This is a genomic window from Jeongeupia sp. HS-3 (assembly GCF_015140455.1).
Taxonomy (GTDB): Bacteria; Pseudomonadota; Gammaproteobacteria; order Burkholderiales; family Chitinibacteraceae; genus Jeongeupia.
In genome coordinates this window covers 2,716,893-2,737,397 of record NZ_AP024094.1, presented here as the reverse complement: position 1 = coordinate 2,737,397, position 20,505 = coordinate 2,716,893, and the positions used below count along the sequence as shown (strand labels likewise).

The window sequence follows — 20,505 nt, the reverse complement described above, 5'->3', positions numbered from 1 at the left end:
GCAGAAGGCAGTTTTTATAGGCGCCGCGATTCATTCCAGGCTGAAATGGTGCCGCTCGTGTTTCAGTGCCGTTTGGCGATTTTGATCGATATATCGCTAACGTCGGTTAAAATTCATAATGGGTTTACGTTGATAAAATCGGTTAATGATCAGCGATGAGCGGTTAATTGTCTGCATTGTGACGCCATTTGTACTCATTTTCCGATACAAAATCGGCTGAAAATGACACCCAAAAGATCGTCGGACGTGAACGCGCCGGTGATCTCGTTCAAGGCGTTTTGCGCCAGCCGCAATTCCTCGGCGAACAGCTCGATTTGCAGGTAGGCGGCATCGGCGCTGCCCAGGTGATCCTGGGCGCGACGGATCGCATCAAGATGGCGCTCGCGGGCGATGAACACCGCCTCGGTTTCGCCATGCCAGCCAACGCGCTCAAGCAGCTGCTGCCGCAGCGTTGCAAGCCCCAGCCCGGCCTTGGCCGAGACGCGGATGTCGTTGTTGCCGGGCTGCACGGCGATTTCTCCGGTTAGGTCGATCTTGTTGAACACCCGCAGTACCGGCAGCGTGGCGGGCAGGCGATCCAGAATCGCTCTATCGTGGCCGGTGATGCCGTCGCGGCTGTCGAGCAGCAAGAGCGCCAGATCGGCGCGTGCGATCGCCGTCCAGGTTCGCTCGATGCCGATTTTCTCGACCACATCGTCGGTCTCGCGCAGCCCGGCGGTATCGATGATGTGCACCGGCACGCCGTCGAGCTGGATCAGTTCGCGCACGGTATCGCGGGTGGTGCCGGCGATCTCGGTGACGATGGCGACATCCTCGCCGGCCAGCGCGTTCATCAGGCTGGATTTGCCGACATTGGGCTGGCCGATCAGCACGATGTGTGCGCCTTCGCGCAGCAGCTTGCCCTGGGTCGCGGTCGCCAGCACCGCCTGCAGTTGCGCGGCGATGCCGGCGAGCTTGCCGCGTGCATTGGCGGCTTCGAGAAAGTCGATGTCTTCCTCGGGGAAGTCCAGCGTTGCCTCGACCAGCATGCGCAGGGTGATCAGCTGATCGACCAGGGAATGGACTTCGCGCGAAAACGCGCCATCCAGTGATTTGAGCGCCGAACGCGCGGCGGCTTCCGATTGCGCGTCGATCAGGTCGGCGACGGCCTCGGCCTGCGCCAGATCGAGCTTGCCGTTCAGAAACGCGCGCTTGCTGAACTCGCCCGCCTCGGCATGGCGCGCGCCGAGTTCGGCGCAACGGCTCAAGAGCATCTGCAGCACCACCGGGCCGCCGTGGCCTTGCAGCTCGAGCACATCCTCGCCGGTAAACGAGTTCGGCCCCGGAAACCACAGCGCAATGCCCTCGTCGATCACGCTGCCGTCGCTTGCCTTGAAGCGGGCGAAATGCGCGTGCCGGGCGGTGAGCTCGCGGCCGATCAGCGCTTGCGTCAGTGCAACGAGGCCGGGGCCGGACAGGCGGATCACGCCGACACCGCCGCGCCCGGGGGCGGTGGCGACGGCGGCGATCAGTTCGGAGGAGGATGGCGTCATGGGATCGGTTTCACGGTGGTGGTGGCGGCGTCATGATACGGGCTGGCGGCGGGCGTGGCGCCGCCGCGCAGATGGTAGCTGCGACGAAATGCCGCTGGCGTCGTTGCCTTGTGGCGCACGAACAGCCGGTAGAACTGCGCCGGGCTGGGAAAGCCGCTTTGCTGTGCGACGATCTCGACGGGCACGCGGCTGTTGATGAGCAAATCGCAGGCGTGGCCGATGCGCAATTCGGCCAGATAGGCGCTGACGCTGCCGAGCGGTTGCCGCGCGAACAGCCGCTTCAGCGTCGCGGTGCTGGTATTCGCGATCCGCGCCATCTCGGCCAGTCGCACCGGTTCGCGGTAGTGCTGATACAGGTAGTTGAGTGCGGCGGCAAAGCGTGCGTCGTCCTGCGGCGGCGCGATTGCCGCACCGATACGCCGAATGTCGCTAGCCGCGATGACGACGTCCAGCAGCGCCAGCAGTGCGGTGAAACGCGCGGACCCATCGGCGATGCGCAGTGCATCGAACAATGGTGCTGCCCTTTGCGCGCTACGCTGGCCAAACACGATGCCGGCGCCAATGCCGGCGAGCCAGCGTTGCAGTGCCGATAGCTCGGGCAAGAGCGCGGTGAGGCTGTTCAGCCAGTCGGCGGTGAACTGGATGACCTGAACCTCGTGATGAAGTCCGTCGTCGCGGCTTTCGGCGTGCCAGGTGTGCGGCTGGTTCGGGGCAATCAAGGCCAGATCGAGGTCGCCGAAGCAATCGACATCGTTGCCGATATAACGGATGCCGCTGGCGTTGCGCGTCAGCGTCAGTTCGAACTCGGGATGATAATGCCACTGGAACGGCACCTGTTTGACGTCGAGATACTCGAAACGCCAGTGTGCGTCGTTCCGGTAGTCCAGATGCTCGCGTATCAGCATGAGCTAAAATTTACAGATTCAATGAGCTGATTGTAGAGAAAGCTGCGCCGGCTGGCGAAGTGCAAACGCACAGACGGCGATATGCTGCTGGTGTTAGAACCTATCCATGAGCTGCCGCGAGTCCCGATCAGCGACGCGCAGCAAGCTGCTGGCAGGTTCGTCATCAACGCCGGAGACTGCAAATGAATCGTTACAGCACCAAAGCCTTGCTGCTGGATATGGACGGTACCTTGGTTGATTCGACGCCAGGGGTGGAAAAAGGCTGGACCCGCTGGAGCAAAACACACGGGATTGATCCGCAAAGCGTGATCGACATTTGCCACGGCTGCACCTCCGAGTACGTGCTGGCGCGGGTGGCGCCGCATCTGGATGTAGCGACCGAAACGGCAATACTCGACGGCTTCGAGATCGAGTACGCCGGTGAAGCCATCGTGCGTCCGGGCGTCGCCGCGCTGCTGGCGTCGTTGCCGCCCGAGCGCTGGGCGCTGGTGACATCGGCGAGTCGTGAAGTCGCGGTGACACGCTTCAGGCTTGGCGGCCTGCCGTGGCCTGCCGTTGCGGTGGTGGCCGAGGATGTGAGTCAGGGCAAACCGTCGCCCGAGCCCTATCTGACCGCCGCTAGGGCGCTGGGGATCGCGCCACAGGATTGCATCGTCTTCGAGGATGCCGCCGCCGGCGTGGCCTCGGCACTGGCGGCCGGTTGCCGCGTGGTCATTGTTGGTCACCATGTGGCCATGCAGCCCGGCGTGATCGGCCGGATCGACGATTTCAGTGGTGTTTTGCTGCAGCAGGATGAAAACGGCCTGACCCTGACCTTGGGCTGAGTACCTTCCGGACATATCCCGCGCATGAAAAAAGCCGCCCGGTTGGGCGGCTTTTTTATCGGTAACGAAGACGGTCACGAATTTTTCGCGAGTTTGCCTTCGTTCTCGACCTTGCGGGTGATGTACCACTGCTGTGCGATCGACAGCAGGTTGTTGACCACGTAGTACAGCACCAGACCGGCCGGGAAGAACAGGAAGAACACGCTGAATACCAGCGGCATGATCTTCATCATCTTCGCCTGCATCGGATCCGGCGGCGGCGGGCTCAGCTGCTGCTGGATGAACATCGTCACCGCCATCAGGATGGGCAGCACGAAGTACGGATCCTTGGCCGACAGGTCGTGGATCCACAGCGCCCATGGTGCCTGGCGCAATTCAACCGCGGCGATCAGTGCCCAGTACAGCGCGATGAACACCGGGATCTGCACCAGCATCGGCAGGCAGCCGCCGAGCGGATTGACCTTCTCGGTCTTGTACATCTCCATCACGGCCTGCTGGAACTTCATCTTGTCGTCGCCGTGACGCTCCTTCAGCTGCTCCATGCGCGGTGCGAGCTTGCGCATCTTCGCCATCGAACGGTAGCTGGTCGCCGCAAGCGGGTAGAACAGCGCCTTGATCAGGATGGTCAGCAGGATGATGGCCCAGCCCCAGTTGCCGACGACCTTGTGAATCTGGTCGAGCACCCAGAACAGCGGCTTGGCGAAGATCGTGAAGATGCCGTAATCCTTGACCAGATCGAAGCCCGGTGCGACGTGGTCAAGCACGCGGGTTTCCTGCGGGCCGACGAACAGTTGCACGGTCTTGTCGAGCTTGGCACCCGGCGCGATCTGCGGCAGCGTCGCAACGACGCCGGCCGAGTACAGACCACCCGGCACTGCCTTGAGCTCGTAGCTGCAGGCGGTCTCGCCGCAGATCGACGGCTGGCCGGTCGGCGAGGCAATCCAGGCGCTGGTGAAGTAATGCTGCACCATTGCAACCCAGCCGTCCTTGGCCGACTTCTGGTAATCCGCTTCGCCCTTGTCGAGCTTGGCGAAATCGATCTTCTGGAACTTGCCGGCGTCGGTATAAACGGCCGGACCGGTAAAGGTGTGCGTGCCGAACATGCCGGTGCTGGTGCCTTCCGGCGATTTGCCGTCACGCAGCAGACGATAGTAGGCCTGCGCGCTCAGCGGCTTGGCGCTGCCGTTCACCAGTTCATAGGTGACGTCGACGGTGTAGGAGCCGCGCTTGAAGGTGTAGATCTTGGCGATCTTGACGCCTTCCGGACCGGGAGCCTCGAGGCGCACGTCGACCTTGTCCTGACCTTCGGCCAGCACGTAGCTGTTTTGCGCCGAAGTGAACACGCTCTTGTGCGTCGGCAGGCCGTCACCGATCAGGCCGGTTTGCGCCACATAGGTGTGCGCGCCGTCATCTTCGAGCAGTGCAAAGGGCTTGGACGGATCGTTGGTAGCACCGTACTTGTTCAGCTCCACCTTGCGCAGATCGGCACCATTGGTGTCGATTTGCGCGGTCAGCAGGTCGGTTTTCACCGTGATCCGCGCACCATTGGCGAGCTTGCCGGTTTCGGCCGCAGCGGTGGCCGCAGGCGCGGCCGTGGCGGTCGCCGAAGCCGTGGCTGCGGGCGGCGTGTTCAGATGCGGATATCGTTTCTCCATCCACTTCTGCCAGAAGAAGAGGATGCCGAACGAGACCGCGATGAAAAGAATCAGTCTTTTAGTGTCCATCGTGTACTCGGAAAGTCAGGGGACGGGGTCGTGACCACAGCCGCCCCAAGGATGGCAGCGGCAAATCCGGCGAATTGTAAGCCACCCGCCGTGAAAGACGCCATGTTTAACAATTGCCTCGATGGCGTAGTGTGAACATGTCGGTGTGTAACGGCAGCGCGGACCAATGAAGGGGCTGATGCACAGTTGGTAGAACCGGACGAAGCCGATTGCAAGTGCCGTGAGCAAACGCGCCATCATCCTGCCGGAGCGTGACGGGCACGTTGCTTGCGAAAAAGGCTCAGCAACGCACGTCGCGCGGCCTCGCCTTCCTTGCGGTCAAACGCACGGCGCGAGCGAACCACCAGATCAAGTCCGGAAAATTCGGCGGCGTTCAGGCGAAAAACCTCACGGGCACTGCGGCGGATGTAGTTGCGAACCACCGCGCGCTTGTGGGTCTTTTTGCCGACAACGAGGCCGATGCGGCCATGCGGCAAGCCGTTCGGGCGCGCGAGCACCTGAAAGAACTCGTTGCTGGACGACGAGCGCAAACTAAAAACGGATGAGTAATCATCCGTTTTCAGCAGGCGCAGTACCCGCGGGAAGCCATAGCGAAGAGCGGGCGCCATGCCGGCGCTCCTGACCTGATTAGGCCGACAGAACGGCGCGGCCTTTGGAACGGCGCGCTGCGATCACATTGCGACCACCGACGGTCTTCATGCGGGCACGGAAACCGTGAGTGCGCTTGCGACGGATAGTAGACGGCTGGAAAGTACGTTTCATGACTTAGAATTCCTATTCCTGAGCAGGCAAAATCGATAGTAAACCATTGATTCCACAATAATGCGAAGTGTTTGTCAACCCTTTTATCGGGCGTGTGCTTGGTGTGCCTGTGGATAACTTTGTCGGTAGCGAGTAGAATTCAGCCATTCCACCACCATCCCGCCATCGGCTTCACGCCGGCACGCACGCCTGAGCCCAACCGTTCCGGTATGCATTGCTATTGTCGTTGAAGCTGGCCATGCCTATGTCCGCGCTCGAAAATTGCTGGGCCCACTGCCTTACGGAACTTGAGGGCCGCCTTGGCGCCGACCAGTTCCGTATCTGGATTCGCCCGCTTGTGGCCGAGCCTAATGACGATGCGCTCAATCTGATCGTACCGAATCAGATTTTCCTGCAATTCATCCGCGACCGTTTTCTTGGTCTGATCGAAGAGGCGGCCGCCAATTTCTGCGGCGGCGAAGCTCCGGCGATCTCACTCAAAGTGGGCAGCGCCGCGCGCCGCGCCGCGCCGCCGGCTGCCGCCGCCAGCCCGGCAGTGCCGCGCCGCGCCAGCAGCAACCCGGCCAACCCTGCGCCGGTGCTCGCCAAGCCGGTGATCGCCGCCGCTGCGGCCAACCACGAAACCACCCGGCTCAATCCGAATTTCACCTTCGAGACCCTGGTCACCGGTAAGGCCAACCAGCTGGCCCGCGCCGCGGCGCAACAGGTGGCCGAGCATCCGGGCGAGAGCTACAACCCGCTGTTCGTGTACGGCGGTGTCGGCCTCGGTAAGACTCACTTGATCCAGTCGATCGGTAATCTGGTGCATCAGCGTAATCCGGCGGCGAAAATCCGCTACATCCACGCTGAAAAGTATGTGACCGACGTGGTCAAGGCCTACCAGCACAAGGCGTTCGACGAGTTCAAGCGCTACTACCATTCGCTTGATCTGCTGCTGATCGACGACATCCAGTTCTTCGTTGGCAAGGACAAAACCCAGGAAGAATTCTTCTACCTGTTCAATGCGCTGGTCGAAGGCCACAAGCAGATCATCCTCACCTCCGACCGGATTCCGCGCGAGATCGAAGGCCTGCAGGAGCGGCTGACCTCGCGTTTCTCCTGGGGGCTGACGGTGGCGATCGAGCCGCCGGAGCTGGAGATGCGCGTGGCGATCCTGATGAAGAAGGCCGAGCGCGAAAACTTCAAGCTCGATTCGACCGTGGCGTTTTTTGTTGCCAAGAATATCCGCAGCAACGTGCGCGAGCTCGAAGGCGCGCTGAAACGGGTGCTGGCGTATTCGCGCTTCACCAACCAGCCGCTGACGCTCGAAGCCGCCAAGGAAGCGCTCAAGGACATTCTCGCCGCCGGCAACCGGATGATCTCGGTCGAGAACATCCAGAAAACCGTCGCCGATTTCTACAAGATCAAGGTCGCCGACATGCACAGCAAGAAGCGCACGCGCGATATCGCCCGGCCGCGGCAGATCGCGATGACGCTGACCAAGGAGCTGACGCAGATGAGCCTGCCGGCGATCGGCGATGCCTTTGGCGGTCGCGACCACACCACGGTGCTGCATGCCTGCCGCACCGTGGATGATTTGCGCCAGAAAGACCTGGAGCTGGGGCACCAGTACGGGGTGCTGCTGCAAATGCTGCGTAGCTGATGCCTTGCCAATACGGCCGGGCATCGGCGGGCGCTGATTTAAGGTAAAATTCGGCGGTTCCACTTCTAACAATTTTCTCGCGGATGGGATGTCATGCAACTGTTGCAAGCTGAACGCGATGCGCTGCTCAAACCGCTGGCTACGGTCACCGGGATCGTTGAGCGCCGTCACACGCTGCCGATTCTGTCGAATGTGCTGATCCGCAAGGCCGGTGATGCGCTGTCGTTCACCGGCACCGACCTGGAAATCCAGATCGAAAGTCGTCAGAGCGAAGGCTTTTCGGGCGACGATTTTGCGATCACCGTTTCGGCCAAAAAGTTCTCCGACATCCTGCGCGCGATCCCGGATAAAACCGTGATCAGCCTTGAAGAGGCCGACGGTCGCCTGACGCTGAAGGCCGGCAAGAGCCGCTTTCAGCTGCAAACGCTGCCCGCCGCCGATTTCCCGACGCTGGCGGTGGATACCAATCTCAAGGCAACTTTGCGCATGCCGCAGGGTCAGCTCAAGGCGCTGCTTGGCCGTGTTCAATATGCGATGGCGCATCAGGACATCCGTTACTACCTGAACGGCCTGTTCGTGGTTACCGAAGGCAGCCACCTGAAGCTGGTCGCCACCGACGGCCATCGCCTGGGCTTTGCCTCGACCGAATTGAGCGCCAGCTTCGACAAGAACGAAGTAATCCTGCCGCGCAAGACCATCCTTGAACTGTACAAGCTGCTGGCCGACGTCGACGACGAAGTCGCCATCGACATCGCCGGCAACCAGGTCAAGTTCAGCTTCGGCAATATCGTCATCCACTCGAAGGTGGTCGACGGCAAGTTCCCCGATTACAACCGGGTGATTCCGCAGAACAACGACAAGCTGCTGACGATCGACCGTGCGTCCCTGCTGTCCTCCTTGCAACGCGCGGCGATTCTGTCGAACGAGAAGTTCCGCGGCGTGCGTCTGGTGTTGACCGAGGGTCTGTTGAAGATCCTCTGCAACAACAACGAACAGGAAGAAGCGCAGGAAGAAGTCGAGGTCGCCTATCAGGGCGCGCCGCTGGATATCGGTTTCAACATCCAGTACCTGCTGGACGTGCTGACCAATCTGTCGGCCGACGCGCTGCACTTCAGCTTCGGTGACGTGAATTCGTCGGTACTGGTGACGATTCCGGACAACGAGCACTTCAAGTACATCGTCATGCCGATGCGGATTTAACGCGCAGCATGACGCCAGGCCAGGGCGAACCTGGCCTTTTTGCATTTCAAGAGACACGACGACGACATGAGCGATCTTCCGAACGAGCAGAACGGCCAGGAATACGGCGCGGACAGCATCCGCATCCTCAAGGGCTTGGATGCGGTGCGCAAGCGCCCGGGCATGTATATCGGCGATACCCAGGACGGCACCGGCCTGCATCATATGGTGTTCGAAGTGCTCGACAACGCGATCGATGAAGCGTTGGCCGGCCATTGCGACACCATCAAGGTGGTGATTCACGCCGATAACTCGATCTCGGTCGAGGACAACGGCCGCGGTATTCCGACCGCGATCAAGGAAGACGACGAGTTCAAGCGCTCGGCGGCCGAAATCGTCATGACCGAGCTGCACGCCGGCGGCAAGTTCGACCAGAACAGCTACAAGGTCTCGGGTGGCCTGCATGGCGTCGGTGTCTCGGTCGTCAACGCACTATCCGACTGGTTGCGCCTGACGATTCGTCGCAACGGTCAGACGCATTCGATGGAGTTCCGCCGTGGTGATCGCGTCGAGCCGCTGAAAATCATTGGCGAAACCGACAAGCGCGGTACCGAGGTGCACTTTCTCGCCTCCGAGGAAACCTTCGGCGTGGTCGAGTTCCATTTCGAGATCCTCGCCAAGCGCATCCGCGAGCTGTCGTTTCTCAACAATGGCGTGAACATCACCCTGCTTGACCGGCGTCAGGGCAAGGAAGAAAACTTCAACTACACCGGCGGTGTCAGTGGTTTCGTCGAGTACGTGAACCGCAACAAGTCGGTGCTGCATCCGCACGTCTTCCACGCCATCGGCGAAAAGGACGGCATGACCGTCGAAGTGGCGATGCAGTGGAACGATTCCTACCAGGAATCGGTGCAGTGCTTCACCAACAATATTCCGCAGCGCGACGGCGGCAGCCACCTAACCGCGCTGCGCCAGGTGATGACGCGCACGCTGAACCAGTATATCGAGCAAGGCGAGTTCGCCAAGAAAGCCAAGGTCGAAACCAGCGGCGACGACATGCGCGAAGGGCTGACCTGCGTGTTGAGCGTGAAAATGCCCGACCCGAAGTTCTCCAGCCAGACCAAGGACAAGCTGGTTTCGAGCGAAATCGGCCCGGTGGTCTCCGAGGTGATCAGCCAGGCGCTGACCGACTTCATGCTGGAGAACCCGAACGACGCCAAGATCATCTGCAGCAAGATCGTCGACGCCGCGCGTGCGCGCGACGCCGCGCGCAAGGCGCGCGAGCTGACCCGCCGCAAGGGCATCCTCGACGGCATCGGCCTGCCGGGCAAGCTGGCCGACTGCCAGGAAAAAGACGCCGCGCTGTCCGAACTGTATCTGGTCGAGGGCGATTCCGCAGGCGGCTCGGCCAAGCAGGGCCGCGATCGCAAGTTCCAGGCCATCCTGCCGCTGAAGGGCAAGATCCTCAACGTCGAACGCGCTCGTTTCGACAGGATGCTGGCCAGCCAGGAAGTCGGCACGCTGATTACCGCGCTCGGTTGCGGCATCGGCAAGGACGAGTTCAACATCGAGAAGTTGCGCTACCACCGCATCATCATCATGACCGATGCCGACGTCGACGGCTCGCACATCCGCACCCTGCTGCTGACCTTCTTCTACCGCCAGCTGCCCGAGCTGGTCGAGCGCGGCTACATCTACATCGCCCAGCCGCCGCTGTTCAAGCTCAAGCACGGCAAGAGCGAAACGTATCTGAAGGACGAGCAGGAGCTGAAACAGCACCTGATGCGTACCGCACTCAAGGACGCCGAGATCATGCCGGGCGCAGGTCGCCCGAGTATCGACGGCGATGCGCTTGAAGCGCTGGCCAAGCAGTACTTCGTGACCGAAGCGGTGATCGAACGCGATAGCCGTTTCCTCGATCCGACCGTGCTGCAAGCGCTGCTGACCATCGAACCTATCGTGCTCGGCTCCGAGGCCGAAGCGCGCGACAGCGCGGCGCGGCTCACCACCGCAGTGGCGCATCCGGCGTTCAGCATCGAAGCCGATGAACTGGATGAGGAAGGCGGCTGGCAGCTCAAGATCGAACGCAAGCTGCACGGCGTGATCACCATGCAGTACATCGACGACGATTTCATCCAGAGCGGCGACTATGCCCAGCTGAAGAAAACCGCTGCCGCGCTGACCGGCCTGCTCGGCTCGGACGCGCAAGTGCGCCGTGGCGAGAAGCTGCAAAAGGCCGAGAGCTTCAAGGAAGCGATCGACTGGCTGATGGGCGATGTACGCCGCAACGTCTCGATCCAGCGCTACAAGGGTCTGGGCGAAATGAACCCGGAACAGCTGTGGGAAACCACCATGGACGTCACCGTGCGCCGGCTGCTGAAAGTGACCATCGACGACGCGATCACCGCCGATGAAATCTTCACCACGCTGATGGGCGACCAGGTTGAACCCCGCCGCCATTTCATTGAGCAGAATGCGCTGGTGGCGCGGAATATCGATATCTGATTTTGTAGGGCCTCATTGAAATCTAGATTTTTGGGAGTTTTTCGGAAGCCTCCTCGCGCGGGAGGCTTTCTTGTTATTGGCGCATTCAAACCAACCTAATTCGTACTAACGACTACTAATTTGTAATCGTAAGACATATCGCCTGGCTGAATACGCGTAATGAATTGATTTGTAATGATTTTTCTCAATAATTGACTGATATGCAATGAGGCGTAAACACCCTTCAGACAGGTTTAGCCGAAGTAGGTCAGTCGGTAGAGCAGCTCATTCGTAATGAGAAGGTCGGGGTTCGATTCCTCTCTTCGGCATCACTTAAAAGGGCCGCTCACATAGGCTGCCATTTTTGCATTGGAGCGGCTGACGAGTGGGCGCCTTGCGCTATGGTGGGGCTTTTAAAATGGCTACGAGCAATGTGCTCGGAGCATCGCTCGAATCGAGAACGGCCAAGGCATCGGGGATGGACACTCTGACTCCAGCGGAGCGTAGTGAGCGCATGGGTAGGGTCCGCTCAACGGACACACGACTAGAGATGGTCGTGCGTCGGCTCGTCCACGGGATGGGCTACCGCTACCGCCTACACCGGAAGGGCCTTCCCGGGAAGCCCGACTTGGTCTTCACGAGCCGACATAAGGTCATCTTCATCCATGGGTGCTTCTGGCACCGGCATGATGATCCTACGTGCCGCCTCGCAAGGCTACCGAAGTCCCGCCTCGATTTCTGGCTCCCGAAGCTGAGCGAGAACAAGGCGCGGGATGATCGAGTGCAACAACGCCTAGCCGATCAGGGCTGGGCAACCATGACTATTTGGGAGTGCCAAGTGCGAGACACCGAGGCCCTTAAACGTAGGATTAGAGAGTTTTTAGATTCATGAATGCCGTCGAACTCTTTGTTGGCGCTGGCGGATTGGGCATGGCGGTCAGCCAAGCAGGCTTCAAGCCTCAGCTGGTGGTTGATTGGGATCAGTGGGCGTGTGACACCATCCGCCAGAACCAGAAAGCAGGGCTCCAACCATTCGCAAGTTGGCCTCTCATCCAGGGTGACGTCCGGCAGATCAAGTTTACCGAGCTTGATGGTGTCATCGACATCGTGACGGGTGGTCCACCATGCCAGCCGTTCTCGATGGGCGGGCTGCACAGGGCCTACCTCGACGAACGCGATATGTTTCCGCAAGCTATCCGCGCCGTGCGGGAACTCCGGCCACGCGCCTTCGTCTTTGAGAACGTGAAGGGCCTCACCCGCGCGACCTTCGCGAACTACTTGGAATACATCCGGCTCCAGCTACGACACCCCGACGTCACCGCGAAGCCACGCGAAACTTGGCACGAGCACCTTATGCGCCTGGAGGACTACGAGACCAAGGGCAAGTTCAAAGGCCTCCAGTACAACGTCGTCATGCGCGTGCTGAATGCCGCGAATTATGGCGTGCCGCAGAAGCGCGAGCGGGTGCTCATCGTCGGCTTTCGCTCGGACACTGGCGTGGAGTGGCATTTCCCCGAGCACACCCACTCGCGGGACGCGTTGCTTTGGTCACAGTGGCAGACCGACGAGTATTGGGACCGACATAAAGTGGCAAAGCGCAACCGGCCGAAGGATCTCGTAGGAAAGGCCCGCGCCATGAAGCTGCACGAACAGCCGGCCGGGCTTCCTTGGCTTACCGTGCGTGACGCGATTGCGGACCTGCCCGACCCAGAGCAATACCCACTGCTCGCTGCCGCGAGATTCCCTGATCATCGGTTCCAGCCCGGCGCTCGCAGCTACGCCGGACATACGGGCAGCCCACTGGACGAACCCGCCAAGACACTGAAGGCGGGCGTTCACGGCGTCCCTGGCGGCGAGAACATGCTCCGGCGGCCCGACGGCTCCGTGCGCTACTTCACCATCCGCGAGTCTGCTCGGCTACAGACCTTCCCCGACGAGATGGTCTTCCACGGCTCGTGGAGTGAAACCATGCGCCAACTTGGGAATGCCGTCCCCACGAAGCTAGCTCAAGTCGTTGTGCAGAAAGTGCGCGACAGCCTCATAGGAACCGCTTGATTCGTTCCATCATCCGGGCCGAACGCTCATCTTGAGGCGCCTCACTGAGCTTCTGGATACTTGTCGCGATCTGCGCTTCAGCCTCGGCCTTACGCTGGGCAGTGCCAGCGGGCCGACCGCCACGTCCTGGGTGGAGCGAATCCCATAGTGAGGGGCGACCAGTCATTCGCTCCCCACCCACCACCTTACTGCCGAAGCCCATGCCGTTCCATGCGGGACGGAAGGTGGCGATGAGCACAGACTCGGCCAGTCCGATGTACGCGTCGTTGATTACGAGGTAACGACAACGGAAATCCTTTAGCCAGAAATCTGGATCAGTCCCTTTCTCCTCGACAGCACGGATCGATTCTGCGTGCTGGCAGAGCCGATCCCAAATTTTGGCCTTGGCTGTGGGTCTTGGGTTGAACCCCTGCTTCGCGTTCTCGCGAACAGCTTTCCCAATGTAGACGGGATACTTGCTCCCCCCCGTGCCGGCGTCCAAGTCGACGAGACCGGCGTACGCTGGGTGACGACCAACATAGTAGAGGGCATACACTCCGGCACCTGCAAATGACTCAGGGGGCGGCAGCTCTTGGAGAGGTTGCTCCAACAGTTCGACGGCGAGCGTGACGCCTATGTTCTCCACGGCGAGGGGGTCAAATGGTTGCATTTACATGCATTCTGTTGTCGAAGAGCACGGAGCGTACCCGACTTTTCACGCATCGAGCTAGACCCTCGCGGGGACTGCGACTAAGAAAAGGCCCTCCATTTGCAGAGGGCTTTTTCCTGGCGAGGCCGCAACGGGCTCAGTGATGATGCCCGTGCTCGCCATGTACATGCTGGTGGGCGATTTCCTCGGCGGTTGCTTCGCGCACGTCCAGCACCTTGATACTGAAACGCATGGTCTTGCCGCACAGCGGATGGTTGCCGTCCAGCAGCACGACGGGGCCTTTTATTTTGGTCACGAAGTAGTAGCGCGGTTCCCCGTCCGGGCCCGGCCGCTGGATCTGGCCGCCGACCTTGATGCCGGGCGGGAAGTCGCCTTTGGCCATGCTGGTGACCAGCGCGTCGTCGCGCTCGCCGAACGCGTCTTCGGGGGCCAGTTCCACCGTGGTCTGGAAGCCGGCTTCCCGGTCTTCCAGGGCGGCCTCAAGTTTGGGGAACAGGTTGTCGTAGTCACCGTGCAGGTAGGACATCGGTTGTTTGCCCTCGTCGTAGACGAGGCCATCGATGCCGGTGACTTTCAGACGCAGGGTAACGGCGGTGTTCTTGGTGATCTTCATAAGACGGATACAGGCTGAATGGAAGGCCGCAAGGTTCGCCCTTCTGCCTGGGGGTGTCAACTCGCTGCGATGGACCTCCCTCGAGGTCGTTGCGGGCCACATGACCCGCAATGACCTGATTGCCCCTAGTGGCTTGCCGCCGCCGCCCTGGCCCGCGCTACGTGCAGTTTCTTGTAGCTGTCGATCAGCCGCTGGTGCCGGTCCAGCCCCTCCAGTTTCATGCTAGTCGGCGTCAGGCCGAAGAAGCGCACGCTACCGTCCACCGAGCCCAGCACCGCGTCCATCCGCGGGTTGCCGAACATCCGGCGGAAGTTGGGCTCAAAATCGGCCAGTTCCAGTTCGTCGTCCAGCAGCACCTCCAGCACCACGTTCAAGGCCTGATAAAACAATCCGCGCTCGAGCGTGTTGTCGTTGTACTGCAGGAAGGCGCCGACGAGATCTTGCGCTTCCTCGAATCGCTGCAAGGCCAGATTAATCAGCAGCTTCAATTCCAGAATGGTGAGCTGACCCCAGGCGGTATTTTCGTCGAATTCGATGCCGATCACCGTGCCAATATCGGTGTATTCATCGGTGTCACAGTGTTCCAGACGATTCAGCAATTTCTTCAGACCGGCATCGTCCAGGCTGTGCAGGTTCAGGATGTCGGCGCGCAACGGCAGTGCCTTGTTGGTGTTGTCCCAGACCAGATCCTCGACCGGATAGATTTCCGAATAACCCGGTACCAATATGCGGCAGGCCGTGGCGCCCAATTGGTCATACACGGCCATGTACACTTCTTTGCCCATGGCTTCGAGAATGGCGAGCAGGGTCGCGGCCTCCTCGGTATTGGAGTTCTCGCCGTGGCCGGAGAAATCCCACTCGACGAATTCGAATTGTGCTCTGGCACTGAAGAAGCGCCACGACACGATGCCGCTGGAATCGATGAAGTGTTCGACAAAGTTGTTCGGCTCGGTCACCGCGTGGCTTTCAAAGGTCGGCCGGGGCAGATCGTTCAGGCCTTCGAAACTGCGGCCCTGCAGCAGTTCGGTCAGGCTGCGCTCCAGCGCGACTTCAAAGCTAGGGTGCGCGCCGAACGAGGCAAACACGCCGCCGGTACGCGGGTTCATCAGGGTGACGCACATGACCGGGTAGACCCCGCCCAGCGACGCATCTTTCACCAGCACCGGAAAGCCTTGCTCTTCCAGGCCTTGAATGCCGGCCAGAATGCCGGGGTATTTCGCCAGCACGTCTTGCGGCACGTCGGGCAGGGTGATTTCGCCTTCGAGGATTTCGCGTTTGACCGCCCGCTCGAAGATTTCCGACAGGCATTGCACCTGCGCCTCCATCAGCGTATTGCCGGCGCTCATGCCATTGCTGACGTACAGGTTTTCAACCAGGTTGGACGGAAAATACACCACTTCGCCGTCCGACTGGCGCACATACGGCAGCGAGCAGATGCCGCGTGCCACGTTGCCGGAGTTGGTGTCGTACAGATGGGTGCCCAGCAATTCGCCATCGGGGTTGTAGATGGGCAGGCAATAGTCGTCGAGGATTTCAACCGGCAGCGCGCCATCCGGGCCGGGCTGGAACCAGCGCTCGTTCGGGTAATGCACGAACGCCGCATTGGCGATGTCCTCGCCCCAGAAGCTGCCGGCATAGAAATGGTTGTTGCTCAGGCGCTCGATATACTCGCCCAATGCCGACGCCAAGGCGCTTTCCTTGGTCGATCCCTTGCCGTTGGTAAAACACATCGGCGAGTGCGCGTCGCGGATGTGCAGCGACCAGACATTGGGAACAATATTGCGCCACGAAGCGATTTCAATCTTGATGCCCAGATTCGCCAGAATGCCCGACATATTGGCGATGGTCTGTTCCAGTGGCAGATCCTTGCCGGCAATATAGGTGCTCGCTTCAGAAGCCGAATTGGGTATCAGCAAGGCCTGCGCGTCGGCATCCAGATTGGCGACCTCTTCAATCACGAATTCGGGCCCGGCCTGCACGACCTTTTTCACCGTGCAACGCTCGATCGAGCGCAAAATGCCCTGGCGATCCTTGGCGGAGAGGTCTTCCGGCAATTCGACCTGAATCTTGAAAATCTGCTGATAGCGGTTTTCCGGATCAACAATATTGTTTTGCGACAGGCGGATGTTTTCGGTAGGAATATTGCGAGTTTCGCAATACAACTTCACAAAATAAGCCGCGCATAATGCCGATGACGCCAGAAAATAATCGAACGGACCGGGCGCCGAGCCATCGCCCTTATAGCGGATAGGCTGATCGGCCACCACCGTAAAATCATCGAATTTGGCTTCAAGACGAAGCTTGTCGAGAAAGTTGACCTTGATTTCCATGGCAGATTTCCAAAATATCGCGCTAAATGATTTGGCCGCCATTATACGGTTTTTTCAGCCGTAATCCTGTGCTTTTCAGTCCGGCTGCCGGGCGGTGCCACGCCACCTTTCCGCAGCAGGCAAAGCCGCTGCCAGCCATTGATGAACAATCCTTGCGTACTGTCGCGTCGTGTTCTGTCGCTGCCTCAATGGCTCCTGACTTGAGGATGTGCGTGGTTTTTTCATTGAGTCCAAGGCAAGCAGGACTCCATTTTTTCAATGAATCACAGATGATGAAAGTATCTGTCGCTTGCTGAAATCGATCCTGGCGATCAGCATTGCTTTAACAGCAATTCGATCGAACCCGACGCTGTTGCATCAACAAAAGCAGCGCTTCAAGGTAATGGCGCGGACACCTTGGAATTCGGGCAGATATCCGGATTTTATACGATGTGTTCATATCAATTTCTTTGATGTTGAAATGAATGCTGGTCATCAGTGGATATTCAAGTAAGGGGGATACAATACACTTTTGTCGGGAAATCGAGCGTTCAAGGCTAAAAGTCGAGCTTTCCGGCACAAAGCCCGCATCGCGCTGTTTGTATGATGAATGCTCATCCAAGGAGTGCCTGCCATGAAACTGATGACTACCCTGATCGCGACGATTCTTTGCGCCAGCAGCGTGTTTGCTGCCGATTTCCAGCTCGGCAGCAACGATCTCAAAGCCAATATGCCGATGTCCAAACAGCATGAATTCGCTGGTTTTGGTTGCGATGGCAAAAATGTCTCACCGCAGTTGCAATGGCAAAATGCCCCGGCAGGCACCAAGAGCTTTGCCATTACCGTGTACGATCCGGACGCGCCCACAGGCAGCGGCTGGTGGCATTGGAGCGTGGTGAATATCCCCGCCAATGTGCAATCGATCGCGGCTGGCTCGGTGCCGGGTGGCGCACTCGAAACACGCACCGACTATGGCATGCCGGGCTATGGGGGTGCGTGCCCACCGGCAGGCGATAAAGCGCATCGTTATATCCATACGGTATGGGCGCTGGATGTTGCGCAATTGCCGCTCGATGCCAATGCCAGTGGCGCGCTGGTCGGCTATATGCTCAATCAGCACCAAATTGCCAAAGCGCAACTGATCGCAACGTATCAACGGTCGAAATAAATGCCCGTGCAAGGGGGCTTTGGCAAGGTGTGTGCGCTTCAGGCCTCTCGCGCGGTATTCGACGAGTCCGTATCATTTGCCATATGACTGCATCATGATAACCGCGATGAGCCAACTACAAACCCGGCAGATTCAACAGACCGTGATCCTTGCCAAGGCGACGCAGCAATTGCGTCAGGTGACGTGTCTGCAACCGGCGCTGATGCGGATCCGGCATGGTGAAAAACACATCTGGCTGAATGGGAAAACGCATATTGCGCGCATTGGCGATGTGCTCATCGCCCCTGCCGGGCTGGAGCTCACGCTGTCCAATCACCCCGATGCCAATGGCTATGCCTGTGAAGTGCTGGTTTTCGAGCCGGGCCTGATCCAGCACTTTCGGACGAGCTACCCCGATGCGGCCCAGGCGGTGATCAACACCGAACCGCGACTGTGTGAAAAGCTGACCCCCGTGATGGCGCAGCTCTGGGACGACGTCTTTGCCGCGACCGCCAGCCACGAGCCGGCGGCATTGCTCCATCATCGTGCCGAAGGCCTGTTGCTCGCGATGACGATGGCAGGATATGGCGCCGCCCTGTTGGTCAACCGGAGCGATTCGATCGCCGAACGCGCCCGGCACATCATCATGCTCGACGCGGCTCAAGACTGGACGGTCGATGCAATGGCCGAACGGCTGAATATGGGCGCTTCGACACTGCGGCGGAAACTGGATCAGGAAGGGAAATCGTTCCGGCAATTGCTTGAGCAGGTGCGGCTCAATATGGCGCTGGGGATGATTCAAACGTCCAGACAGGCTATCGGCCAGATCGCACTGCAATGCGGCTATGCCTCGGCTTCCCGCTTCAGCGCCCGTTTCCAGCAACAATTCGGCATCAGGCCCTTGCAGTTACGCGCAACGGTGATGTGAGGGGGGATGCCAGGAGTGGCGTGCCAACGTATAAAGCGCTATCCCTGCACTTTCTACCCGAGACCAAATCCATGCCCCTCGAATCACTTTTGAGCTTTCTCCACATCGCCAGCGTCACCATCTGGGTCGGCGGGATGTTTTTTGCCTACGCCTGTTTGCGCCCCGCCGCGGCGGCGCTGCTTGAGCCGGCGCAACGGCTGCGTTTGTGGCGCGCGGTGTTCGGGCGCTTTTTCGTCTGGGTCTGGATCGCCATTGCACTGATTCTTGCCAGCGGGCTGGCGATGCTGTTGCAGCTCGGTTTTGCCGCCGCGCCGCGCAACTGGCATCTGATGCTGACCAGCGGCCTGGTGATGATCGCGATCTTTGCCTATGTGTACGCTGGCCCGTATGCGGCGCTGGTGCGCGCGGTCGAGGCCGAGGACTGGAAAGCCGGCGGCGCGGCGCTGGGGCGTATCCGGCAGGCCGTCGGCATCAATCTGGCGCTGGGCGTGCTGACGATTGCGGTGGCGACGCTCGGGCGGCTGATCGCCTAGGTTTCGCACCCCGGACGATCAGCCTTCGCGGCGCAAAGCCGGAACGCTCCCCGCGCCGGAAAGCGTTCCGGCTGGCCCTTGTTCAGCGCAATACGTCGCGCAGGGCGCTGAGCGCCAGTGCGACGTTTTCGCGCCGCGCGCCGTAGCCCATCAGGCCGATCCGCCAGGCCTTGCCGGCCAGCGCGCCAAGCCCGGCGCCGATTTCCAGGTTGTAGTCGTTCAGCAGGCGGCTGCGCACGGCCGCATCGTCGATGCCGGGCGGGATATGCACGGCGTTGAGCTGCGGCAGCCGCCACGGCTCGGCGACGACGAATTCGATCCCGAGCTCGGTCAGCCCATGGTGCAGCAGCTGATGCATGTGTGCGTGGCGCGCCCAGCTGGCCTCCAGCCCTTCGTCGACCAGCAGGCGCAGCGCTTCGTGCAGCGCGTACAGCGTGTTGACCGGCGCGGTGTGGTGGTAACTGCGCTTGGCGCCGCTGCCCCAGTAACCCATCACCAGCGTCTGGTCGAGAAACCAGCTCTGCACCGGCGTCTTGCGCGCCTTCAGCTTGGCGACCGCCGCTTCCGAAAACGACAGCGGCGACAGCCCCGGCACGCACGACAGACATTTCTGCGTGCCCGAGTAGATCGCGTCGATGCCCCAGTCGTCGACACGCAGCTCGATGCCGCCCAGCCCGGTGACGCTATCGACGACGGTGATGCAATCGTAGCGGTGTGCCAGCGCGCACAGCGTCTGTGCGTCGGAGCGGGCGCCGGTCGACGTTTCGGCGTGGACGAAGGCGACGAAACGCGCGTCGGGATGGGCCCTGAGCGCGTCTTCGAGTGCGTTCGGGTCGACCGGCTGCCCCCATTCGTTGTCGACGACGACCGGGATCGCGCCGATGCGTTCGACGTTCTGGCGCATCCGTTCGCCGAATACACCGTTGCGGCAGACGATCACCTTCTCGCCCGGCTCGACCAGATTGACGAAACACGCTTCCATCCCGGCCGAACCGGGCGCGGAGATCGCCAGCGTCATCTCGTTGCGGGTCTGGAACGCGTACTGCAGCAGCACTTTGAGTTCGTCCATCATGCCGATGAACAGTGGGTCGAGGTGGCCCAGCGTCGGCTTGGACTGGGTATGCAGCACCGACGGATGAACGTCGGAAGGCCCCGGTCCCATCAGCGTGCGGCGAGGCGGAGAAAACGGCGGGAAGTTGGGCTTCATGGCGGGGCTCCG

At 60.4% G+C, this 20,505-nt stretch carries 19 protein-coding genes and 1 tRNA gene; 10 read left to right on the top strand and 10 right to left on the bottom strand.

Annotated features, from left to right (window positions below; genetic code table 11):
* Positions 1-194: 194 nt before the first annotated feature.
* A complete protein-coding gene (gene mnmE, locus JLC71_RS13070; RefSeq protein WP_200915894.1) occupies positions 195-1,532 on the bottom strand; it encodes a tRNA uridine-5-carboxymethylaminomethyl(34) synthesis GTPase MnmE in 1,338 nt (445 codons plus the stop codon).
* Positions 1,529-2,437: a helix-turn-helix domain-containing protein gene (locus JLC71_RS13065; RefSeq protein ID WP_200915893.1), complete on the bottom strand. Its 909-nt coding sequence runs from the start codon at positions 2,435-2,437 to the stop codon at positions 1,529-1,531. The genes mnmE and JLC71_RS13065 overlap by 4 nt, the downstream gene beginning before the upstream one ends.
* A gap of 182 nt (positions 2,438-2,619) precedes the next feature.
* Between JLC71_RS13065 and JLC71_RS13060 the strand changes: the two genes are divergently transcribed.
* A complete protein-coding gene (locus tag JLC71_RS13060) occupies positions 2,620-3,261 on the top strand; it encodes an HAD-IA family hydrolase (protein ID WP_200915892.1) in 642 nt (213 codons plus the stop codon).
* 74 nt (positions 3,262-3,335) lie between these two features.
* Here the strand turns inward: JLC71_RS13060 and yidC are convergent, their stop codons facing one another.
* The 4 genes from yidC to rpmH are packed head-to-tail and all read right to left on the bottom strand — an operon-like array spanning position 3,336 to position 5,747.
* Positions 3,336-4,985: a membrane protein insertase YidC gene (gene yidC, locus JLC71_RS13055; protein WP_200915891.1), complete on the bottom strand. Its 1,650-nt coding sequence runs from the start codon at positions 4,983-4,985 to the stop codon at positions 3,336-3,338.
* A 15-nt stretch (positions 4,986-5,000) separates the two neighbouring features.
* On the bottom strand, positions 5,001-5,222 hold the full coding sequence (gene yidD, locus JLC71_RS13050; RefSeq protein ID WP_200915890.1) for a membrane protein insertion efficiency factor YidD: 222 nt from the start codon (positions 5,220-5,222) through the stop codon (positions 5,001-5,003).
* Complete coding sequence (gene rnpA, locus JLC71_RS13045) at positions 5,222-5,593, bottom strand: ribonuclease P protein component (protein WP_200915889.1); 372 nt, start codon at positions 5,591-5,593, stop codon at positions 5,222-5,224. The genes yidD and rnpA overlap by 1 nt, the downstream gene beginning before the upstream one ends.
* A gap of 19 nt (positions 5,594-5,612) precedes the next feature.
* Positions 5,613-5,747, bottom strand: a complete 135-nt coding sequence (gene rpmH / locus JLC71_RS13040) for a 50S ribosomal protein L34 (RefSeq protein WP_200915888.1) — start codon at positions 5,745-5,747, stop codon at positions 5,613-5,615.
* Between the two features lie 244 nt (positions 5,748-5,991).
* Here rpmH and dnaA point away from each other — a divergent pair, with 244 nt between their 5' ends.
* The 6 genes from dnaA (at position 5,992) to JLC71_RS13010 (ending at position 13,107) form a co-directional block, all read left to right on the top strand.
* Complete coding sequence (gene dnaA / locus JLC71_RS13035; protein WP_200915887.1) at positions 5,992-7,389, top strand: chromosomal replication initiator protein DnaA; 1,398 nt, start codon at positions 5,992-5,994, stop codon at positions 7,387-7,389.
* A gap of 93 nt (positions 7,390-7,482) precedes the next feature.
* Positions 7,483-8,589 carry a DNA polymerase III subunit beta gene (dnaN, locus tag JLC71_RS13030; protein ID WP_200915886.1) on the top strand — a complete coding sequence of 369 codons (1,107 nt, stop codon included), beginning with the start codon at positions 7,483-7,485 and terminating at the stop codon, positions 8,587-8,589.
* A 66-nt stretch (positions 8,590-8,655) separates the two neighbouring features.
* Positions 8,656-11,073, top strand: a complete 2,418-nt coding sequence (gyrB, locus tag JLC71_RS13025) for a DNA topoisomerase (ATP-hydrolyzing) subunit B (RefSeq protein WP_200915885.1) — start codon at positions 8,656-8,658, stop codon at positions 11,071-11,073.
* Between the two features lie 236 nt (positions 11,074-11,309).
* Positions 11,310-11,381 (top strand) — tRNA-Thr (locus JLC71_RS13020).
* An 89-nt stretch (positions 11,382-11,470) separates the two neighbouring features.
* Positions 11,471-11,944, top strand: coding sequence for a very short patch repair endonuclease (locus JLC71_RS16730; protein ID WP_200915884.1), 474 nt, complete (start codon positions 11,471-11,473; stop codon positions 11,942-11,944).
* On the top strand, positions 11,941-13,107 hold the full coding sequence (locus JLC71_RS13010) for a DNA cytosine methyltransferase (RefSeq protein WP_200915883.1): 1,167 nt from the start codon (positions 11,941-11,943) through the stop codon (positions 13,105-13,107). The genes JLC71_RS16730 and JLC71_RS13010 overlap by 4 nt, the downstream gene beginning before the upstream one ends.
* On the opposite strand, the gene JLC71_RS13005 is transcribed toward JLC71_RS13010, so the two are convergent.
* The 3 genes from JLC71_RS13005 to JLC71_RS12995 all read right to left on the bottom strand — a co-directional run bounded on the left by JLC71_RS13005 (position 13,091) and on the right by JLC71_RS12995 (position 16,699).
* On the bottom strand, positions 13,091-13,756 hold the full coding sequence (locus JLC71_RS13005) for an Eco29kI family restriction endonuclease (protein WP_200915882.1): 666 nt from the start codon (positions 13,754-13,756) through the stop codon (positions 13,091-13,093). The genes JLC71_RS13010 and JLC71_RS13005 overlap by 17 nt on opposite strands.
* A gap of 136 nt (positions 13,757-13,892) precedes the next feature.
* Positions 13,893-14,369, bottom strand: coding sequence for an FKBP-type peptidyl-prolyl cis-trans isomerase (locus JLC71_RS13000; protein WP_200915881.1), 477 nt, complete (start codon positions 14,367-14,369; stop codon positions 13,893-13,895).
* 125 nt (positions 14,370-14,494) lie between these two features.
* Entirely contained in the window at positions 14,495-16,699 is a 2,205-nt protein-coding gene (locus JLC71_RS12995; RefSeq protein ID WP_200915880.1) for an OsmC domain/YcaO domain-containing protein, read from the bottom strand.
* Positions 16,700-17,312: 613 nt separating this feature from the next.
* Between JLC71_RS12995 and JLC71_RS12990 the strand changes: the two genes are divergently transcribed.
* The 3 genes from JLC71_RS12990 to JLC71_RS12980 all read left to right on the top strand — a co-directional run bounded on the left by JLC71_RS12990 (position 17,313) and on the right by JLC71_RS12980 (position 19,286).
* Complete coding sequence (locus JLC71_RS12990) at positions 17,313-17,846, top strand: YbhB/YbcL family Raf kinase inhibitor-like protein (RefSeq protein WP_305066872.1); 534 nt, start codon at positions 17,313-17,315, stop codon at positions 17,844-17,846.
* A 106-nt stretch (positions 17,847-17,952) separates the two neighbouring features.
* Positions 17,953-18,753 (top strand): helix-turn-helix transcriptional regulator, encoded by an 801-nt coding sequence (locus JLC71_RS12985; RefSeq protein ID WP_200915879.1) that lies wholly within the window; start codon positions 17,953-17,955, stop codon positions 18,751-18,753.
* Positions 18,754-18,824: 71 nt separating this feature from the next.
* A complete protein-coding gene (locus JLC71_RS12980; protein ID WP_200915878.1) occupies positions 18,825-19,286 on the top strand; it encodes a CopD family protein in 462 nt (153 codons plus the stop codon).
* Between the two features lie 82 nt (positions 19,287-19,368).
* Here JLC71_RS12980 and JLC71_RS12975 read toward each other — a convergent pair whose 3' ends face one another.
* Entirely contained in the window at positions 19,369-20,493 is a 1,125-nt protein-coding gene (locus JLC71_RS12975) for a pyridoxal-phosphate-dependent aminotransferase family protein (protein WP_200915877.1), read from the bottom strand.
* Positions 20,494-20,505 lie beyond the last annotated feature (12 nt).

Coding starts and splice junctions, on each gene's coding strand:
- mnmE (WP_200915894.1), bottom strand. CDS start 1,532: ATGACGCCATCCTCCTCCGAACTGATCGCCGCCGTCGCCACCGCCCCC.
- JLC71_RS13065 (WP_200915893.1), bottom strand. CDS start 2,437: ATGCTGATACGCGAGCATCTGGACTACCGGAACGACGCACACTGGCGT.
- JLC71_RS13060 (WP_200915892.1), top strand. CDS start 2,620: ATGAATCGTTACAGCACCAAAGCCTTGCTGCTGGATATGGACGGTACC.
- yidC (WP_200915891.1), bottom strand. CDS start 4,985: ATGGACACTAAAAGACTGATTCTTTTCATCGCGGTCTCGTTCGGCATC.
- yidD (WP_200915890.1), bottom strand. CDS start 5,222: ATGGCGCGTTTGCTCACGGCACTTGCAATCGGCTTCGTCCGGTTCTAC.
- rnpA (WP_200915889.1), bottom strand. CDS start 5,593: ATGGCGCCCGCTCTTCGCTATGGCTTCCCGCGGGTACTGCGCCTGCTG.
- rpmH (WP_200915888.1), bottom strand. CDS start 5,747: ATGAAACGTACTTTCCAGCCGTCTACTATCCGTCGCAAGCGCACTCAC.
- dnaA (WP_200915887.1), top strand. CDS start 5,992: ATGTCCGCGCTCGAAAATTGCTGGGCCCACTGCCTTACGGAACTTGAG.
- dnaN (WP_200915886.1), top strand. CDS start 7,483: ATGCAACTGTTGCAAGCTGAACGCGATGCGCTGCTCAAACCGCTGGCT.
- gyrB (WP_200915885.1), top strand. CDS start 8,656: ATGAGCGATCTTCCGAACGAGCAGAACGGCCAGGAATACGGCGCGGAC.
- JLC71_RS16730 (WP_200915884.1), top strand. CDS start 11,471: ATGGCTACGAGCAATGTGCTCGGAGCATCGCTCGAATCGAGAACGGCC.
- JLC71_RS13010 (WP_200915883.1), top strand. CDS start 11,941: ATGAATGCCGTCGAACTCTTTGTTGGCGCTGGCGGATTGGGCATGGCG.
- JLC71_RS13005 (WP_200915882.1), bottom strand. CDS start 13,756: ATGCAACCATTTGACCCCCTCGCCGTGGAGAACATAGGCGTCACGCTC.
- JLC71_RS13000 (WP_200915881.1), bottom strand. CDS start 14,369: ATGAAGATCACCAAGAACACCGCCGTTACCCTGCGTCTGAAAGTCACC.
- JLC71_RS12995 (WP_200915880.1), bottom strand. CDS start 16,699: ATGGAAATCAAGGTCAACTTTCTCGACAAGCTTCGTCTTGAAGCCAAA.
- JLC71_RS12990 (WP_305066872.1), top strand. CDS start 17,313: ATGAAACTGATGACTACCCTGATCGCGACGATTCTTTGCGCCAGCAGC.
- JLC71_RS12985 (WP_200915879.1), top strand. CDS start 17,953: ATGAGCCAACTACAAACCCGGCAGATTCAACAGACCGTGATCCTTGCC.
- JLC71_RS12980 (WP_200915878.1), top strand. CDS start 18,825: ATGCCCCTCGAATCACTTTTGAGCTTTCTCCACATCGCCAGCGTCACC.
- JLC71_RS12975 (WP_200915877.1), bottom strand. CDS start 20,493: ATGAAGCCCAACTTCCCGCCGTTTTCTCCGCCTCGCCGCACGCTGATG.